The sequence below is a fragment of the Streptomyces sp. NPDC029138 genome (assembly GCF_055564375.1).
This window is the reverse complement of sequence record NZ_JBVHWM010000038.1, coordinates 71,412-87,237: the sequence shown is the minus strand read 5'-3', so window position 1 is coordinate 87,237 and position 15,826 is coordinate 71,412. Positions and strand designations below refer to the sequence as shown.

14 protein-coding genes, 1 tRNA gene and 1 pseudogene are annotated in these 15,826 nt (G+C 73.5%); 14 read left to right on the top strand and 2 right to left on the bottom strand.

Features of this window, described 5'->3' with window-relative positions:
- The 12 genes and pseudogenes from ACZ4WH_RS26705 to ACZ4WH_RS26650 form a co-directional block, all read left to right on the top strand.
- Positions 1–2,182: pseudogene (locus ACZ4WH_RS26705) on the top strand (sensor histidine kinase); the annotation flags it as partial.
- Positions 2,183–2,787: 605 nt separating this feature from the next.
- Positions 2,788–3,222, top strand: a complete 435-nt coding sequence (locus ACZ4WH_RS26700) for a roadblock/LC7 domain-containing protein (RefSeq protein WP_356341184.1) — start codon at positions 2,788–2,790, stop codon at positions 3,220–3,222.
- Between the two features lie 2 nt (positions 3,223–3,224).
- A complete protein-coding gene (locus ACZ4WH_RS26695; protein WP_030646844.1) occupies positions 3,225–3,596 on the top strand; it encodes a DUF742 domain-containing protein in 372 nt (123 codons plus the stop codon).
- Positions 3,574–4,173, top strand: a complete 600-nt coding sequence (locus tag ACZ4WH_RS26690; RefSeq protein ID WP_468184911.1) for a GTP-binding protein — start codon at positions 3,574–3,576, stop codon at positions 4,171–4,173. Before ACZ4WH_RS26695 ends, ACZ4WH_RS26690 begins: the two co-directional genes overlap by 23 nt.
- A 61-nt stretch (positions 4,174–4,234) precedes the next feature.
- A complete protein-coding gene (locus ACZ4WH_RS26685; protein WP_468184909.1) occupies positions 4,235–4,810 on the top strand; it encodes a GAF domain-containing protein in 576 nt (191 codons plus the stop codon).
- Between the two features lie 198 nt (positions 4,811–5,008).
- On the top strand, positions 5,009–6,037 hold the full coding sequence (gene tdh / locus ACZ4WH_RS26680; RefSeq protein WP_468184906.1) for an L-threonine 3-dehydrogenase: 1,029 nt from the start codon (positions 5,009–5,011) through the stop codon (positions 6,035–6,037).
- Positions 6,038–6,089: 52 nt separating this feature from the next.
- The gene (locus ACZ4WH_RS26675; RefSeq protein WP_468184904.1) at positions 6,090–7,283 is read left to right on the top strand and encodes a glycine C-acetyltransferase; all 1,194 of its coding nucleotides are present in this window, start codon (positions 6,090–6,092) and stop codon (positions 7,281–7,283) included.
- 30 nt (positions 7,284–7,313) lie between these two features.
- A complete protein-coding gene (locus ACZ4WH_RS26670; protein ID WP_468184902.1) occupies positions 7,314–8,216 on the top strand; it encodes a LysR family transcriptional regulator in 903 nt (300 codons plus the stop codon).
- Positions 8,217–8,262: 46 nt separating this feature from the next.
- Complete coding sequence (locus tag ACZ4WH_RS26665) at positions 8,263–8,829, top strand: helix-turn-helix domain-containing protein (RefSeq protein WP_468184900.1); 567 nt, start codon at positions 8,263–8,265, stop codon at positions 8,827–8,829.
- Entirely contained in the window at positions 8,826–9,347 is a 522-nt protein-coding gene (locus ACZ4WH_RS26660) for a GNAT family N-acetyltransferase (protein WP_468184897.1), read from the top strand. The genes ACZ4WH_RS26665 and ACZ4WH_RS26660 overlap by 4 nt, the downstream gene beginning before the upstream one ends.
- Before the next feature lie 30 nt (positions 9,348–9,377).
- The gene (locus ACZ4WH_RS26655; RefSeq protein ID WP_468184895.1) at positions 9,378–9,737 is read left to right on the top strand and encodes an MmcQ/YjbR family DNA-binding protein; all 360 of its coding nucleotides are present in this window, start codon (positions 9,378–9,380) and stop codon (positions 9,735–9,737) included.
- 168 nt (positions 9,738–9,905) lie between these two features.
- Entirely contained in the window at positions 9,906–11,198 is a 1,293-nt protein-coding gene (locus tag ACZ4WH_RS26650) for an MFS transporter (protein WP_468184892.1), read from the top strand.
- A gap of 440 nt (positions 11,199–11,638) precedes the next feature.
- Here the strand turns inward: ACZ4WH_RS26650 and ACZ4WH_RS26645 are convergent, their stop codons facing one another.
- Together ACZ4WH_RS26645 and ACZ4WH_RS26640 are read right to left on the bottom strand one after the other, a co-directional pair.
- Positions 11,639–12,547 carry a transketolase family protein gene (locus ACZ4WH_RS26645; RefSeq protein WP_468184890.1) on the bottom strand — a complete coding sequence of 303 codons (909 nt, stop codon included), beginning with the start codon at positions 12,545–12,547 and terminating at the stop codon, positions 11,639–11,641.
- A gap of 22 nt (positions 12,548–12,569) precedes the next feature.
- Complete coding sequence (locus tag ACZ4WH_RS26640) at positions 12,570–13,277, bottom strand: transketolase (RefSeq protein ID WP_468184888.1); 708 nt, start codon at positions 13,275–13,277, stop codon at positions 12,570–12,572.
- 123 nt (positions 13,278–13,400) lie between these two features.
- On the opposite strand from ACZ4WH_RS26640, the gene ACZ4WH_RS26635 reads away from it, so the two are divergent.
- Positions 13,401–13,474, top strand: a tRNA-Pro gene (locus ACZ4WH_RS26635).
- 201 nt (positions 13,475–13,675) lie between these two features.
- Complete coding sequence (locus tag ACZ4WH_RS26630) at positions 13,676–15,772, top strand: LamG domain-containing protein (RefSeq protein ID WP_468184885.1); 2,097 nt, start codon at positions 13,676–13,678, stop codon at positions 15,770–15,772.
- Positions 15,773–15,826: the final 54 nt, after the last annotated feature.

Below are 15,826 nucleotides of genomic sequence, written 5' to 3'. Positions count from 1 at the left end.
CAAAACAAGACACCCCCCCCCCCCCCACACCCGTACTCCCCCCCCCCCCCCTCCCCTTCCTCCCCCCCCCCCCCCCCCCCCCCCCCGCCGCCCCCCCCCCCCCCCCCCCCCCCCCCCCCGACCCGCTCCCGCACTGCCCGAGACGCACATACGGCCTCAGCTCATGCGGCTCGCCGTCCTGCCGCCCCTCGCGGTCGCGCTCAGCGCCACCGCCGCGGTGCTGTTCAGCATCCGCTCCACCGGCACACGCACCGGCCCCCTCCTGTGGGCCGTGCTCGCCGGAGCGGTCACCGTGGCCGTCGCCGGCATCCTGATCGCCGCCGTGGCCGCCGACCGCGCCGCCCGCACGGTCGCCGACCGCGTCGACGCGCTCCGCCGCACCGCCGCGCGCGGCGAGGCCGATCTGCACGCCCTGGTCGACGCCCTGCGGCAGGGCGAGACCCCGCCGCAGCGCGGTCCGCGCCATCGGCCGCCCGCCGACGCCGACGACTTCGAGCTGCTCGCCGCCGACCTGGCACGCGCGTACGACGGCGCCGTCACCGCCGTCGTCCGGGCCGCCCAGCTCTCCAGCCAGACGGGCAGCCAGCAGAAGCTGGAGGTGTTCGTCAACCTCGCGCGCCGGCTTCAGTCCCTGGTGCACCGGGAGATCTCGATCCTGGACGACCTGGAGAACGAGATGGAGGACCCCGACCTGCTCAAGGGGCTCTTCCACGTCGACCATCTGGCCACCCGCATCCGCCGGCACGCCGAGAACCTCGCCGTGCTCGGCGGCGCGGTCTCCCGGCGGCAGTGGAGCAACCCCGTCAGCATGACCGAGGTGCTGCGCTCCGCGATCGCCGAGGTCGAGCAGTACTCCCGGGTCAAACTGGTGCCGCCCATCGACGGCGAGCTGCGCGGCCACGCCGTCGCCGACGTCATCCACCTGCTCGCCGAACTCATCGAGAACGCCACGGTGTTCTCCGCCCCGCACACCCAGGTGCTGCTCCGCGCCAACCTCGTCACCTCCGGGCTCGCCGTGGAGGTCGAGGACCGCGGGCTGGGCATGCCCGTCGCCGAGCAGAACCGGATGAACGCCCTGCTCGCCGACCCCGACCAGGTCAACGTCGCCAGCCTGCTGGCCGACGGCCGTATCGGGCTCTACGTCGTCTCCCAGCTCGCCCGCCGGCACAGCATCCACGTGCGGCTACAGACCAACATCTACGGCGGGGTGCAGGCCGTACTCGTCGTGCCGCAGGTGCTGCTGGGCAACGCGCCGGGCCTGCCGGGCGCGGGGACCGGCGTATCCCATCCGCAGCCCCAGCCGCAGTCGCAGCTGCCGGGGCAGGGGCCCGGAGAGGCCGGGGCGGCGCAGGAGGTACGGGCACCGGTGCCGCCGCCCGCGCAGCCGCCGGGAGCCGGGGGAGTCCCGGGAGCCGGGAGCGGTGCCGGGGCGGGGAGTGCGGCCGGAGGCGGGCGCGGCACCGCCGCCGGCGGCGGGGACCGTGCCGGTGAGGGCGCCGAGGCCGGGACGGGCGGCGGGCAGGCCGCGGCCACCGGGCGACGGCGGCACGCCCAGCGCGGATCGGGGCGGCGCGGGACCGAGAGCGGTGCGCGCGGGCGGCACGGAGGTGCCCCGGCCCCGCTTCCCGTGCGCGGCGCCCAGGAGGCACGGCCCACACCCGCCGAGGCCGTGCCCGGCATCAGTGCCGAGGACCGGGCGGCGGTGGAGGCGCACACGGGCGTTCTGCCCACGCCGCGCGTCGGCCCGGTCCGCGGGACCATGGACAAGCCCCAACTGCCCCGCCGGCGCGCCCAGGAGCACATCGTGCCCCAGCTGCGCGGCGGCCCGCTGCCCCGCCAGGAGAGCGACACCGTCGCCGGCCACGATCCCGGCCTGATGGCCGCCTTCCAGCGCGGCATCGGACTCGCCGAGGCCCAGCAGAGCCTGGAGGCCGAGCATCAGGAGCCGGAGTCGGCCCTTCCGGGGGCGGGGCATCAGATCCGTGAACCGGAGTTCCATGAGCCTCAGTACGAGAAGTCGGCGTACGGGCACATGGGTTCTGCGCACGTGGATGCCGGACACATGGCAGGCACGCACTTGCCGGCGTCCGCGCCGGGACCGACCGAGCCGACGCGCACACGTCCCGAGCACGGCGGTCCGGACCACATCGACACCCGACACGACGGCCCGCACGCCATGGGCTCGCAGCACGCGGGGCAGGGCCATACGGGTGCGCAGCACACGGGCCAGGAACATATGGGGCCGGGCTACACGGGTGCGCTCCATATGGGGTGGGACCACACGGGGCCGGACCACACGGCCCCAGACCACACGGCCCCAGACCACACGGCCCCAGACCACATGAACCCGGACGACCCTGGTGCCGGGCACATCGGGCCGGACTACGCGGATGCTGGCCACATGGCCCCGGACCACATAGCCCCTGACTACGCGGGTGCTGGCCACATGGGGCCGGAGCACACGGCCCCGGACCACATGACCCCGGACTACGCGGATGCCGGCCACATGGAGCCGGACCACACGCTTCCAGGCCGCACAGCCCAGCCCCCCACCACCCCGGACCACCCCGCCCCGGACTCCCAGTCCCCCGCCCCCATACCCCAGGCGCACGCCCACGCACCCGCAGGCGACGGCGTTCGCGGTACCGGCCGGACCGAGGGGAGCACCCCGGCCGGATGACCGCTTCCGCCCCTGCCCCCGCCCCCACATCCGCCCCCGCACCCGTACGTCGTACGCCCACCCCCAGCGCTCGCGCTGATCTTCGTACCCCAAGGAGTCGATCCACCATGGCGAGCGATGCGCCGACCGTCCACGCATCCGACCTCGACTGGCTGCTGAGCGGCCTCGTGCAGCGCGTACCGCACACCACCAGCGCGGTGCTCCTGTCCTGCGACGGACTGGTCAAGTCCGTGCACGGCCTGGACGCCGACAGCGCCGACCACATGGCGGCCCTGGCCTCCGGCCTGTACTCCCTCGGCCGCAGCGCGGGCGTCCGGTTCGGCGACGGCGGCGACGTCCGCCAGGTCGTCGTCGAACTCGACGCCACCCTGCTGTTCGTCACCACCGCCGGCTCCGGCACCTGCCTCGCCGTGCTGGCCGGCCGCGAGGCCGACGCCGCCGTGCTCGGCTACGAGATGGCGATGCTGGTCAAGAGCGTCCGTCCCTACCTGGTCACCGCGCCCCGGCAGCACGCCGTCGAATCCACGGCGACGAGGCCTTGAGGGTGGCCGCAGCCGGCGACGGGCCCTGGCTGGACGACGCGGCCGGGCGGCTGGTGCGGCCGTTCACGGTCAGCAACGGCCGCACCGAGCCCAGCATCGCCCTCGACCTGATGTCGCAGGTGATGGCGACCGGCGTCACCCCGCTCGGCTACCTCGGCCCCGAGCACGCGCAGGCGCTCGACCTGTGCCGCGCGCCCGTCTCGGTCGCCGAGGTCGCCGCCCAGCTGAAACTGCCCGCCGTGGTCACCAAGGTGCTGCTCTCCGACCTGGTCGACTGCGGCGCGCTGACCACCAAGCCGCCCGTGTACCACCACACACCCACTGACCGGTCTCTGCTGGAGGCAGTGCTCGATGGACTACGACGACAGCTCTGACCCGTTCCCGACCGCGCTCAAGATCCTGGTGGCGGGCGGGTTCGGCGTCGGCAAGACGACCTTCGTGGGCGCGGTCAGCGAGATCGCGCCGCTCAGCACGGAGGAGCTGCTCACCACGGTCAGTGTCGGCACGGACAGTCTCGACGGCGTCGAGAACAAGATGGAGACCACGGTCGCCATGGACTTCGGCCGGATCACCCTCGATCCGGAACATGTGCTGTACCTGTTCGGCACGCCGGGGCAGGAGCGGTTCTGGTTCATGTGGGACGAGCTGTCCGAGGGCGCGCTCGGCGCGGTCATCCTCGCCGACACCCGGCGGCTCCAGGACTGCTTCGCCGCCGTGGACTTCTTCGAGGAACGCGGGCTCGCCTTCATCGTCGCCATCAACGAGTTCGACGGCTCCCACCGCTACGACCCCGAGGAGGTGCGGGCCGCCATCGACCTCGACCCGGAGATCCCGGTGGTGCGCTGCGACGCCCGGATCTCCAGCTCGGGCGTCCAGACCCTGCTCGTCCTCGTCCGCCATCTCCTCGCCCACGCCCCGGCGACCGCGCCCAGCCACGGCGCCCACATGTGATCCCGCCCTACCGCCCATGGAGCCCCTATATGAGGTATGCCCACAGCGACGGAGCCCGGCCATGAGCTACGAGCCGCCCCGGCCGGTCCGGGGTCTGCTGCTCACCCCCGAGGACAAGGAAGCCCCCGCCCGCGTCCACCGCCTGCGCCGACTCGGCCTGGCGGACCGGCCCGACCCCGCGCTCGACGCCTTCGCCGGTCACCTCGCCCAGCTCACCGGCGCGCTCTACGCCATGGTCAACTTCATCGGCGAGGACCACCAGTTCTTCGCGGGCCTGAGCGCCCCGGCCATCTCCCCGGTCGTGCGGGACGACGGCAGCAGGGCCGAGATCGGCCGGGTGCTGCCGCGCGACCATGGTTTCTGCCCCCATGTGGTGGTCCGCCATAAGGCACTCGTCCTGGAGGACGTCCGCGACTATCCGCGGTTCGCGGGCAATCCGGTCGTCGACGAGTACGGCATCCGCTCCTATCTCGGCGCCCCGCTCATCGACAGCTCCGGCATGGCGCTCGGCACCGTGTGCGCGGCCGACACAGCGCCCCGCGCCTGGGGCAGGACCGGCCTGGAGACCATCAAGGCGCTCGCCGCCGATCTCGTCGTACGCCTCGAACGGAGTATGGAGGACGGACTTCCTCTCTGACGCGGAAGGACACCGCGCGGGGCGGTGCGGCAGGCCATTTCGCGGGGCGTGTAGGAAAGCTGTGGCGCCGGTTAAGAAAAGCTCGATGGACCCCGGCCCCCGCATACGGCAGATTGCAGGGTGATTCCACCCCTCTGACCCGGTGCGGGCTTCTTCGGCATGCCCGTGGGCCGGGCCTCACCCACAGGAGCCGTAGCGTTGAAGGCGCTGGTCAAGGAGAAGGCGGAGCCGGGACTCCGGCTGACGGACGTCCCGGAGCCCGCCATCGGCCCCGGTGACGTACTGATCAAGGTCATGCGGACCGGCATCTGCGGCACCGACCTGCACATCCGGGCCTGGGACGGCTGGGCCCAGCAGACGATCCGCACCCCGCTCGTGCTCGGCCACGAGTTCGTCGGGCAGATCGTCGAGACCGGGCGGGACGTGACCGACCTCCGCATCGGCGACCGGGTCAGCGGCGAGGGCCATCTGGTGTGCGGCAAGTGCCGCAACTGCCTGGCCGGCCGCCGCCATCTGTGCCGGGCCACCGTCGGCCTCGGCGTCGGCCGCGACGGCGCGTTCGCCGAGTACGTCGCCCTGCCCGCGTCCAACGTCTGGGTGCACCGGGTCCCGGTCGACCTCGACGTCGCCGCGATCTTCGACCCGTTCGGCAACGCGGTGCACACCGCGCTCTCCTTCCCGCTGGTCGGCGAGGACGTGCTGATCACCGGTGCCGGCCCGATCGGCCTGATGGCCGCCGCCGTGGCGCGGCACGCGGGCGCCCGCAACGTCGTCATCACCGACGTCAGCGAGGAGCGCCTGGAGATCGCCCGCAAGATAGGGGTGAGCCTCGCCCTGAACGTCGCCGAGTCCACCATCGCCGACGGGCAGCGCGCACTCGGACTGCGCGAGGGCTTCGACATCGGCCTGGAGATGTCCGGCCGGCCCGAGGCCATGCGCGACATGATCGCCAACATGACGCACGGCGGCCGGATCGCCATGCTCGGACTGCCCGCCCAGGAGTTCCCGGTGGACTGGGCCCGGATCGTCACCTCGATGATCACCATCAAGGGCATCTACGGCCGCGAGATGTTCGAGACCTGGTACGCGATGTCGGTGCTGCTGGAGGGCGGCCTGGACCTCGCCCCCGTGGTCACCGGCCGGTACGACTACCGCGACTTCGAGGCGGCCTTCGCCGACGCCGCGAGCGGCAAGGGCGGCAAGGTCATCCTGGACTGGACCGCGTAAGCCGCACGACCGCGTGAACTCCCTCAGCCCGTCAGCACTTTCAGGAGCCCCCATGTTCGACACCGTCCGCGACGACCTGCGCGCCACCCTCGACGAGATCCGCGCCGCCGGCCTGCACAAGCCCGAGCGGGTCATCGGCACCCCGCAGTCCGCGACCGTGAACGTCACCGCCGGCGGCCGTCCCGGCGAGGTCCTCAACTTCTGCGCCAACAACTACCTCGGCCTCGCCGACCACCCCGACGTGATCGCCGCCGCCCACGCCGCCCTGGACCGCTGGGGCTACGGCATGGCCTCCGTCCGCTTCATCTGCGGCACCCAGGAGGTCCACAAGGAGCTGGAGGCCCGGCTGTCGGCGTTCCTCGGCCAGGAGGACACGATCCTGTACTCCTCCTGCTTCGACGCCAACGGCGGTGTCTTCGAGACCCTGCTCGGCGAGGAGGACGCGGTGATCTCCGACGCCCTCAACCACGCCTCCATCATCGACGGCATCCGCCTGTCCAAGGCCCGCCGCTTCCGCTACGCCAACCGCGACCTCGCGGACCTGGAGGCCAAGCTCAAGGAGGCGTCCGACGCCCGGCGCCGCCTGATCGTCACCGACGGCGTCTTCTCCATGGACGGCTATGTGGCGCCCCTGGCGGAGATCTGCGACCTCGCCGACCGCTACGACGCGATGGTCATGGTCGACGACTCGCACGCCGTCGGCTTCGTCGGCCCGACCGGCCGTGGCACCCCCGAGCTGCACGGCGTCATGGACCGCGTCGACATCATCACCGGCACCCTCGGCAAGGCCCTCGGCGGCGCGTCCGGCGGTTACGTCGCCGCCCGTGCCGAGATCGTCGCCCTGCTGCGCCAGCGCTCCCGCCCCTACCTGTTCTCCAACACGCTCGCCCCGGTGATCGCCGCCGCCTCCCTGAAGGTCCTCGACCTGCTGGAGTCCGCCGACGACCTGCGCGTCCGGCTCGCCGAGAACACCGCGCTGTTCCGCCGCCGGATGACCGAGGAGGGCTTCGACGTCCTCCCCGGGGACCACGCCATCGCCCCCGTCATGATCGGCGACGCGGCGAAGGCGGCCCGGATGGCCGAACTGCTGCTGGAACGCGGGGTCTACGTGATCGGCTTCTCCTACCCGGTCGTCCCGCAGGGCCAGGCCCGCATCCGCGTGCAGCTGTCCGCCGCGCACTCCACTGACGACGTCAACCGCGCGGTCGACGCGTTCCTCGCGGCGCGCGCCGAGCTGGCGGCCTGACCAGGGCGGACGCCCTGGGATAATGGGGGCATGATCGAGGCACGGCGGCTCCACATCCTCCGTGCGGTGGCCGACCACCGCACGGTGACCGCGGCGGCCGCCGCGCTCTACCTCACCCCCTCCGCCGTCTCCCAGCAGCTGACGGCCCTGGAGCAGGAGACCGGCCACCGCCTGGTCGAGCGCGGCGCCAAGGGCGTACGGCTCACCCCGGCCGGCGAGATCCTGCTCAGCCACACCAACGCGGTCCTCGCCCAGCTGGAGCGGGCCGAGGCCGAGCTGGCCGCCTACGGCTCGGGCGAGGCCGGCACGGTCACCGTGGCGGCCTTCGCGACCGGCATCGCCCAGGTCGTGGCCCCGGCCCTGGCCCGCCTCGCCCACTCCGCGCCCGGCATAAAGATCCGTGTGCAGGACGCGGAGGGCGACGCCAGCCTGCCCATGGTCCTGGACCGGCAGGTCGACGTCGCGGTCGCCGTCGAGTACCGGGGCGCGCCGCCCGCCGACGACCCCCGCCTGACCCACGTCCCGCTCTACGCCGAGCCGTTCGACGCCGTCGTACCCCTCGGGCACCGCCTGGCGGACGCCCCCGAGGTTCCCCTCGCCGAGCTGGCCAAGGACCCCTGGATCGGGCCGTACCCGGGCAACCCCTGCCATGACGTGGTGGTCCTCGCCTGCGAGAGCGCCGGATTCCAGCCCCGCCTGGAACACTCCTCCGACGACTTCCGGGCCGTCGTCGCCCTCGCCTCGGCCGATGCGGGCGTGGCCCTCGTCCCGCGCTCCGCGCTGCGCGGCATGGACCTCAGCGGCGTCGTCGTCCGTCCCGTCGACGGCGTCGCCCCGACCCGCCGGGTCTTCGCCGCCGTCCGCCGGGGCGCTGAAGGGCACCCACTGATCCGGCCGGTGCTGGAGGCGCTAGGCGAGGCGGCGCAGGCGTGAGGCTTTTGTAACAGCGCCGTCTCATATTCGGGATAGCGTCCCGCATATGAGAAACGAGGACTCTGTCGATCTCCTCATCGGCGCCCGGCTCGCCGAACTGCGCGCCCAGCACGGCTGGTCCCTCGGTGAGCTGGCGGAGCGCAGCGGAGTGAGCCGGTCCACCCTGTCCCGCGCCGAACGCGCGGAGACCAGCCCCACCGCCGCCCTTCTGAACCGGCTCTGCCACGTCTACGGCCGCACCATGTCCCAGCTGCTCAGCGAGGTCGAGGCGGCACCGGCGCCCCTGGTCCGGGCCGCCGACCAGCAGGTGTGGGAGGACCGCGCCGCCGGCTTCGTCCGCCGGTCCGTGTCCCCGCCGCACACCGGACTGCGTGGCGAACTGGTCGAGGGCAGGCTCACTTCGGGCGCGGACCTCGCCTACGACCGCCCGCCCGTGCCCGGCCTGGAACAGCACCTGTGGCTGCTGGAGGGAGCCCTGGAGGTGACCGTCGGAGACCGGGTCCACCGGCTCGACGCGGGGGACTGCCTGCGGATGCGGGTGACCGGCGCGACCCGCTTCCGCTGCGCGGGGCCGGGGGAGGCGCGGTATGTGCTGGCGGTGGTACGGCCATGAGGGTGCAGCGCTGGACGGGCGTGGAAGTAGGTGACCGGGCCGACGACTTGGCGGCGCTGCTCACCGACGCCGTGGCCTCGGGAGCCTCCGTCGGGTTCCTCGCGCCGCTCGGCCACGCGGAGGCAGTCGCCTGGTGGCGGGAGCGGGCTGAGGCCACGGCGGCGGGCCGGCTCGCCGTCTGGGCGGCCGTGGACCCCACGGACCGGGTGACCGGCACGGTCGGACTGGCCTTCCCCGACAAGCCGAACAGCCGGCACCGCGCGGAGCTGGTCAAGCTGATGGTGCACCGCTCGGCGCGCGGACAGGGCCTCGGCCGCCGGCTCCTCACCACCGCCGAACAGGCCGCCGCCGCCGACGGCCGCACCCTGCTCCACCTCGACACCGAGACCGGCAGCCCCGCCGAGCGGCTGTACCGCTCGGCCGGCTGGACCAGGGCCGGGACCATCCCCGACTACGCGGCCGGTCCGGCGGGCGTGTTGCGGCCGACGACGCTGTACTACAAGCGGCTGGGCGGGTGACTGTCAGTGGCAGGAGCTACCGTGCGTGGCATGCCGGATGCACACGACGTACGACGGATCGCCCTGTCCCTGCCGGACACCACGGAGAAGATCGCCTGGAGCATGCCCACGTTCCGGGTCGCCGGGAAGATGTTCGCGACCCTCCCCGAGGACGAGACGTCCCTCGCCGTGCGCTGCCCCAAGGAGGAGCGCGACGAACTGGTGCTGGCCGAGCCGGAGAAGTTCTGGATCGCCGACCACGAGGCACAGTTCGCCTGGGTGAGAGCGAGACTGGCCGCCCTGGAGGACGAGGAGGAGCTGCGGGACATCCTGGCCGACTCCTGGCGCCAGGCCGCCCCGTCCCGACTCCTCGACGCCCACCCGGAGTTGGGGCTCCCGGCCGGGGGCTGAAAAACCCGGCGGGCGCGGCCGGGGGGTGGCATGATCCCGCCTCGGCGGGCAGCGAGAGGGGACGTCCCGCCTCGGCGTGCAGCGAGAGGGAACGGCACGGACGGGGAACGGAACGGACGGGGAACGGCACGGCGGTGAACGGCCGGGTCGGGGAGGGGAGTGCTCGGGATGACCGGAACGGACGCGCGGCGCGAGGTCGCCGCCCAGGATGTGCGGAAGGCGGCGGCCGGTGCCCCGGCGGTCTGGTCGCGGGACTTCGTGCTCTTCTTCGTGGCCCGGGCCGTCGCCCGCCTCGGCGACACCATGCTGCCCGTCGCCCTCGCCGCCGGCCTGCTGGAGCACGGGTACGGGGCGGGCGCGGTCGGCCTCGCCATGGCGTCCACGGCCGCCGCGTTCGCCGGACTGGTCGTCTTCGGCGGGGTCATCGCCGACCGGTTCAGCACGCGCAGGCTGATGATCGGCGCCGACCTCGTCCGGCTCGGCACCCAGTCCCTCGCGGCGGGCCTGTTCTTCACCGGGCACGTGGTGCTGTGGCAGATCTGTGCCATCGGCGTCGTCAACGGCGTGGCCGGTGCGGTCTTCCAGCCGGGCGTGGCCAGCACCGTGCCCCGCCTCGCCACCGACATCCAGGGCGCGAACGGCGCGATCCGCATCGCCGAGTCCGCCGCCCAGCTCGCCGGTCCGGCCGTCGCCGGTGTCCTGGTGGGCCTCGCCTCACCCGGCGGGGTCTTCGCCGCGCACGCCGCCACCTATGCGCTCAGCGCCCTGTGCCTGCTGCTCCTCCGGCTGGGCCCGCTTCCCGTCGCCGCCCGCGCCGCCACCGGCTCCGCCCTGCGCGCCTTCCGCGCCGATCTCGTCGACGGCTGGCGGGAGTTCCGCTCCCGCGCCTGGCTGTGGGGGGTGATCGCCGTCTGGTGCCTCTACATGATCGCCGTATGGGGTCCGACCGTCCCCCTGGTGGCCACCGAGGTGGTCCGGCACCACGGCCCGGGCGCTTACGGCCTGGTCAACTCGGCCCTCGGGGCGGGCACGGTGATCGGCGGCCTGCTCGCCCTGCGGCTGCGCCCCCGCCGCATGCTCCGCGCGGGCGCGGTCTCCCTGTTCGCCTTCTTCGGCTTCCCGGCGACGGTGGGCGCGGGCCTGGGCGTACCGGCCATGGCGGCCGGGGCGGCGGTCGCCGGTGCGGGGATGTCGTTCTGGGGCGTGATGTGGGCGACCACCGTGCAGACCCAGGTCCCGGCCGACGTCCTCAACCGCATCCACGCCTACGACGTGGCCGGCTCCCTCGCCATGATGCCGGTCGGCCAGGCCCTCGCGGGCCCGGCGGCCGAAGCCCTCGGCGCCGACCACGTCCTGCTGACCGCGGGCGCGATGAGCCTGGCGGTGGCGGCGATCCTGCTGGCGATTCCCCCGATACGCGACTTGGTCCGAGCCGACACACCGGCACCCGCCACACCGTGACCGCGAGGGCCGGATGCGACCTGGTGCGGGCGCCGACGTGAACGTATCGACCGGACGCCGGGTGCGAGGGCCGGGTGCGAGCTGGTCGGGTTCGACGTGAGCGTATCGGCCGGACCCTGAGCGCGAGGGGTGGGCGTGGCCCGGTGGGAGACCGACGCCGCCGCGCCCTGAGTGGAGGGCCGGACGCGACCTGGTCCGGGCCCACGTGACCGCATCCGCTGGACCCTGAGTGCGGGGCCGACGCGATCTGTCGGGGCCTACGCGACCGCCTCCACCCTGACCGCGAGGTCTCAGCCGTGACTTGGTCCGGGCCGACACGACCACCCGCCGTATCCCGACCGCGCGGGCCGGATGCGACCGCCTCCGCCGGACCGCGAGCGCGCGGTCTCGCCCGGGGACCTGGTCCAGGCCGGCACGCCCGCACCCCCCGCCCCCGGCGCTCACCCGCGTCCTGCCCCCACGAAGTGGCCGATCCGCTCCCGCAAGGTCGTCGTGTTCAGGCCGTGTGCGGCCATGTGTTCCTCGATCGTGCCGTAGCGGCGCAGTTCGCGGCGGGTGACGCCGAGGCCGAGCACCCGGTGCGGGACATGGGTCAGCGCCTCGCTCACCGCGGTCGTCGACGTCCCGGCCAGGTAGGGCTCGACCAGCACGACGTCCGTGGCCGCCGCTTCCGTCGCCCGGCGCAGCCCGGCCGCGTCGAACGGTCGTACGGTCGTCGCGTACAGCACGGTCACGTCCAGTCCCTCCGTCGCGGCGAGGACCGGGTCCAGCATCGGGCCGACGGCGACGACCACTCCCGAGCGGCCCTCGCGGACCGTGACGAAGTGCTGTCCGTCGATGACCCGGCCCTGCCGGTTGGACTGCACGGACAGCCGCACGTACACCCGGTCGTCCCCCGCCGCGACCGCGTGGTGCAGCAGCGTCTCGGCCTCGTCCGGGTGCCCGGGGACATGCACGGTCCAGCCGTCCAGCGTGTCGAGGAGGGCCACGTCGCCCGGAGCCATGTGGGTGAAGCCGCCGGCCGGCCAGTCGAAGGAGGCGGCGGCGCTCACCAGCACCGCACCCGTGTCCTGATGCCCCAGATCCAGCTTGACCTGCTCGAACGGCCGCTCCACGAGGAAGCTGGCGAAGGTGTGCACGATCGGCCGCAGCCCGGTGAGCGCCAGCCCCGCCGCCGCGCCCACCAGCAGCTGTTCGCGGATGCCGACGTTGATCACCCGGTCGGGATGCCGGCGCTCGGCCTCGCGGAACCCGTCCCGGCCGATCTCGGCGAGGACGACCGCGACCCGCGGGTCCTCGTCCAGCAGCCGGGAGACGACGGGGGCGAAACGGTCACGCATGGTGTCCATCAGAAAGACCCTTTCCGGGAAGTCAGGCGTTCTTCGGCTCGACGCGGGCCACGACGACACGCGGCCGGCCGGGATGCGGCGCGGTGAACGCGGCGTACAGCGCCTCGTGGTCGCGCCCGTCGACGGTCACCGCGGACCAGCCCGCCGCCTCGAACCGGGCGGCGATCCCGCCGGGCAGCGCGTGGCTGGCGGAGGAGTTGTCGATGACGACGGTGTGCAGCCGGTCCAGTCCGGCGGGCCCGGCGAAGGCGATCGCCTCGTGGTTGCTGCCCTCGTCCAGCTCGGCGTCCCCGATGAGCACCCAGACCGCCGGATCGGGCCGGCCCTGTGCCCGCAGGCCCAGCGCGGTGCCCACGGCGATCGGCAGCCCGTGCCCGAGCGATCCGCTGCCGATCTCGGCCCCCGGCACCAGCACACGGTCCGGGTGGTGCCCGAGCGGGGAGTCGTAGGACCCGAAGTCCGGCAGCCACTCGACGGGCACGAACCCCTTCGCGGCCAGCACGGCGTAGTACGCCATGGGCCCGTGCCCCTTGCTCAGCAGGAACCGGTCCCGGGCCGGGTCGTCCCGCCGCTCGGGAGCGACCCGGAGCACCCGGTCGTAGAGCACCCACAGCACGTCGAGCGTGGAGGTGGCCGCCGGTCCGTGCTTCTCGTCACCGGTCATCAGCGCCATCAGCCGGGGCAGGTCGTCGTAGCCGTACGTACGGCTCTGGTCCGTCGCGATCGTCATGCCGATGATCGTGCAACCTCAACCAAAGTTGAGGTCAACAACAAAAGGGCGCGCGACCACCGAGCGGAGTGCGGTATTGTTTCCCTGCGCGTTCGGCCGGGGAAAGCCCAGGTCAAACGGCACCGGGACGTGGCGCAGCTTGGTAGCGCACTTGACTGGGGGTCAAGGGGTCGCAGGTTCAAATCCTGTCGTCCCGACTCATAGGAGTCGCAAGGACAGAGGCCGTCTGCTCAGAGGTGAGCAGGCGGCCTTGTTCGTGTCCCGGAAAAAGACCTGGCTCTGTCGGTGGCCGCTGTTAGCCTCATCCGGCTCGTGGAGATCACGGGCACCACAGGGGAGGGTGACACGTGAAATTACCGACGAGCGGCCGGAGTTGGGGAAGAGGCCGCCGTATCGCCGTGGCCGGGTCCGTCGTGGCCGCCGTGCTGGGGGCACCCGGGGCCGCCTCCGCCGCCGGCAACCTGCCGCCGCTCCAGCCACTGGTCAAGGATCTCCAGACCGGAACCCGGCCCTGCGCCTCGGGACCGGACCGGGTGTACGTCGGCGCGCCTCCGACGCTGAGCGCCGTGCTGTACGACCCCGAGGAGGACAACCAGCCCAGTGAGGCCAGCATGGTCTCGGCGGAGTTCGAAGCCTGGTGGACGGGTTCCGACGGGGCGGTGCAGCGCCGTACGTACACCACGCCCGAGCTGCCGTCCGGCACCCGGCAGCAATGGCGGATGTCCGAGGACGTCCCCGCCGGCACGACCGTCTCGTGGCGCGTCCGCGCGCACGACGCGGCGGCCGCGTCCCCGTGGAGCGACGAGGCCCCGGGTGCCGTCTGCGAGTTCGTGTACGACGACACGAGCCCCGCCGCCCCGGCGGTCACGTCCCCGGACTACCCGGAGGAGCAGATCCAGGACGGCGTCGGCGTCTACGGCGGCTTCACCATGGACTCGCCCTCCGACGACGTCGCACAGTACGTGTACAGCTTCATCGGCGGGCCCCAGCAAACCGCCCTCCCCGACGAACTCGGCGGCCCCGTCACGATCCGCCACCTGCCGCTGCGCTCCGGCACGGACTACCTGAGCGTGCGCGCCATCGACCGCGCCGGACGCAGCAGCTCCTCGGCCACCTACTGGTTCCGGGTCAGGTCCGGCCGTGCACCCGTGGCCCACTGGGCGCTCACCGACGCGGCCGGATCCACCGGCGCCGCCGCGCAGACCGGCCCCGACGCCCGCGCCGGGTCGGGTGTCCGGTTCGGCGCGGACGCCCCACCGGGAACCTCCCTCGCCTCCGCCGCCCACCTCGACGGTGACGGGCAGTCCTACCTCACCCCGGACACCGCCGCCGCCGACCCGCGCCGCACCTTCGCCGTCAGCGCCTGGGCGCGCCCCGACCGCACGAACCGGGACATGGCGGTCGCCGGCCAGGACGCGGGGGACACCGCCGGCTTCGAGCTGGGCCTGCGCACCGAGGACGGCGGGCCGGTCTGGTCCTTCGCCATCGGTGACGCCCGGGTCACGGGCGGCGCGCCCGAGGCGGGCGAGTGGGCGCATCTGCTCGGCCTGTACGACGCCGAGACCGGACGGATGCGGCTGTACGTCAACGGCCGCCCGGCCGGCCCCGAGGTCGCCACGCCGGCCGCGACCACCGGTTCCTTCCAGATCGGCCGGGCCCGGCAGGACGGCGACTACCGGCATCACTGGGAGGGCACGCTGGGCGACGTGCGGGTCCACGACCGCGTCGTCGTCCCCGACGAGGCCGCCGAGCTGGCGCGCCGCAAGCCGGACCCGCGCGGGCACTGGTCCCTGGAGGAGGCGACCGGCGGTGCCAGCCCGGACCAGAGCGGCGCGTCGCCCCTGACGCTGCACGGGGGTGCCGCCATCCATCGCGGCCCGGACGGCTCCTGTCTGCCGGAGTTCGACCCCGACTGCCCCGACGTGCCCTACGCGCTGGTCGGCGACGGCCATCTCCAGCTGGACGGCCAGACGGCGTACGCGGCCGCCGACCGGCCCGTCGTGGACACCGGCGACAGCTTCACCGTCGGCGTCGTCGTCCGGCTCGCGGACTCCGACCCCGACCGTCCGATGACCGTCCTGTCCCAGGCGGGCCGGTACACCGACGCCTTCAAGGTGCGCTACGACCCCGCGGTCCACGCCTGGCAGCTGATCGTGCCGCGGAAGGACGCCCCCGGGGCACCGGAGACCGTGGTCTCCCAGATCACCGCCCCGGACGGCGGTGAGGGACAGGGGCACCGGCTGGCCGTGGTGTACGACGACGCCGACGACCGGATCAAGCTGTATCTCGACGGCCACACCAACGACGACGCCACCGCCGCCCTGCCCGACGGCCGGCACAGCGACGGGCCGTTGCAGATCGGCCGGGGCCGGGTCGGCGACGGCTGGGGCGAGTACCTGCACGGCGACGTGGACGAGGTCCAGGCCTACCAGGGAGCCCTCCGCGACAAGGACGTCATCGGCCTGGGCTGGGGCACCGACCCCTGCCTCTGCTGAACCCCGCCGCCTGTCCGGTCGTCCCGCTGGACGACCGGACAGGCGGCGCCGGCC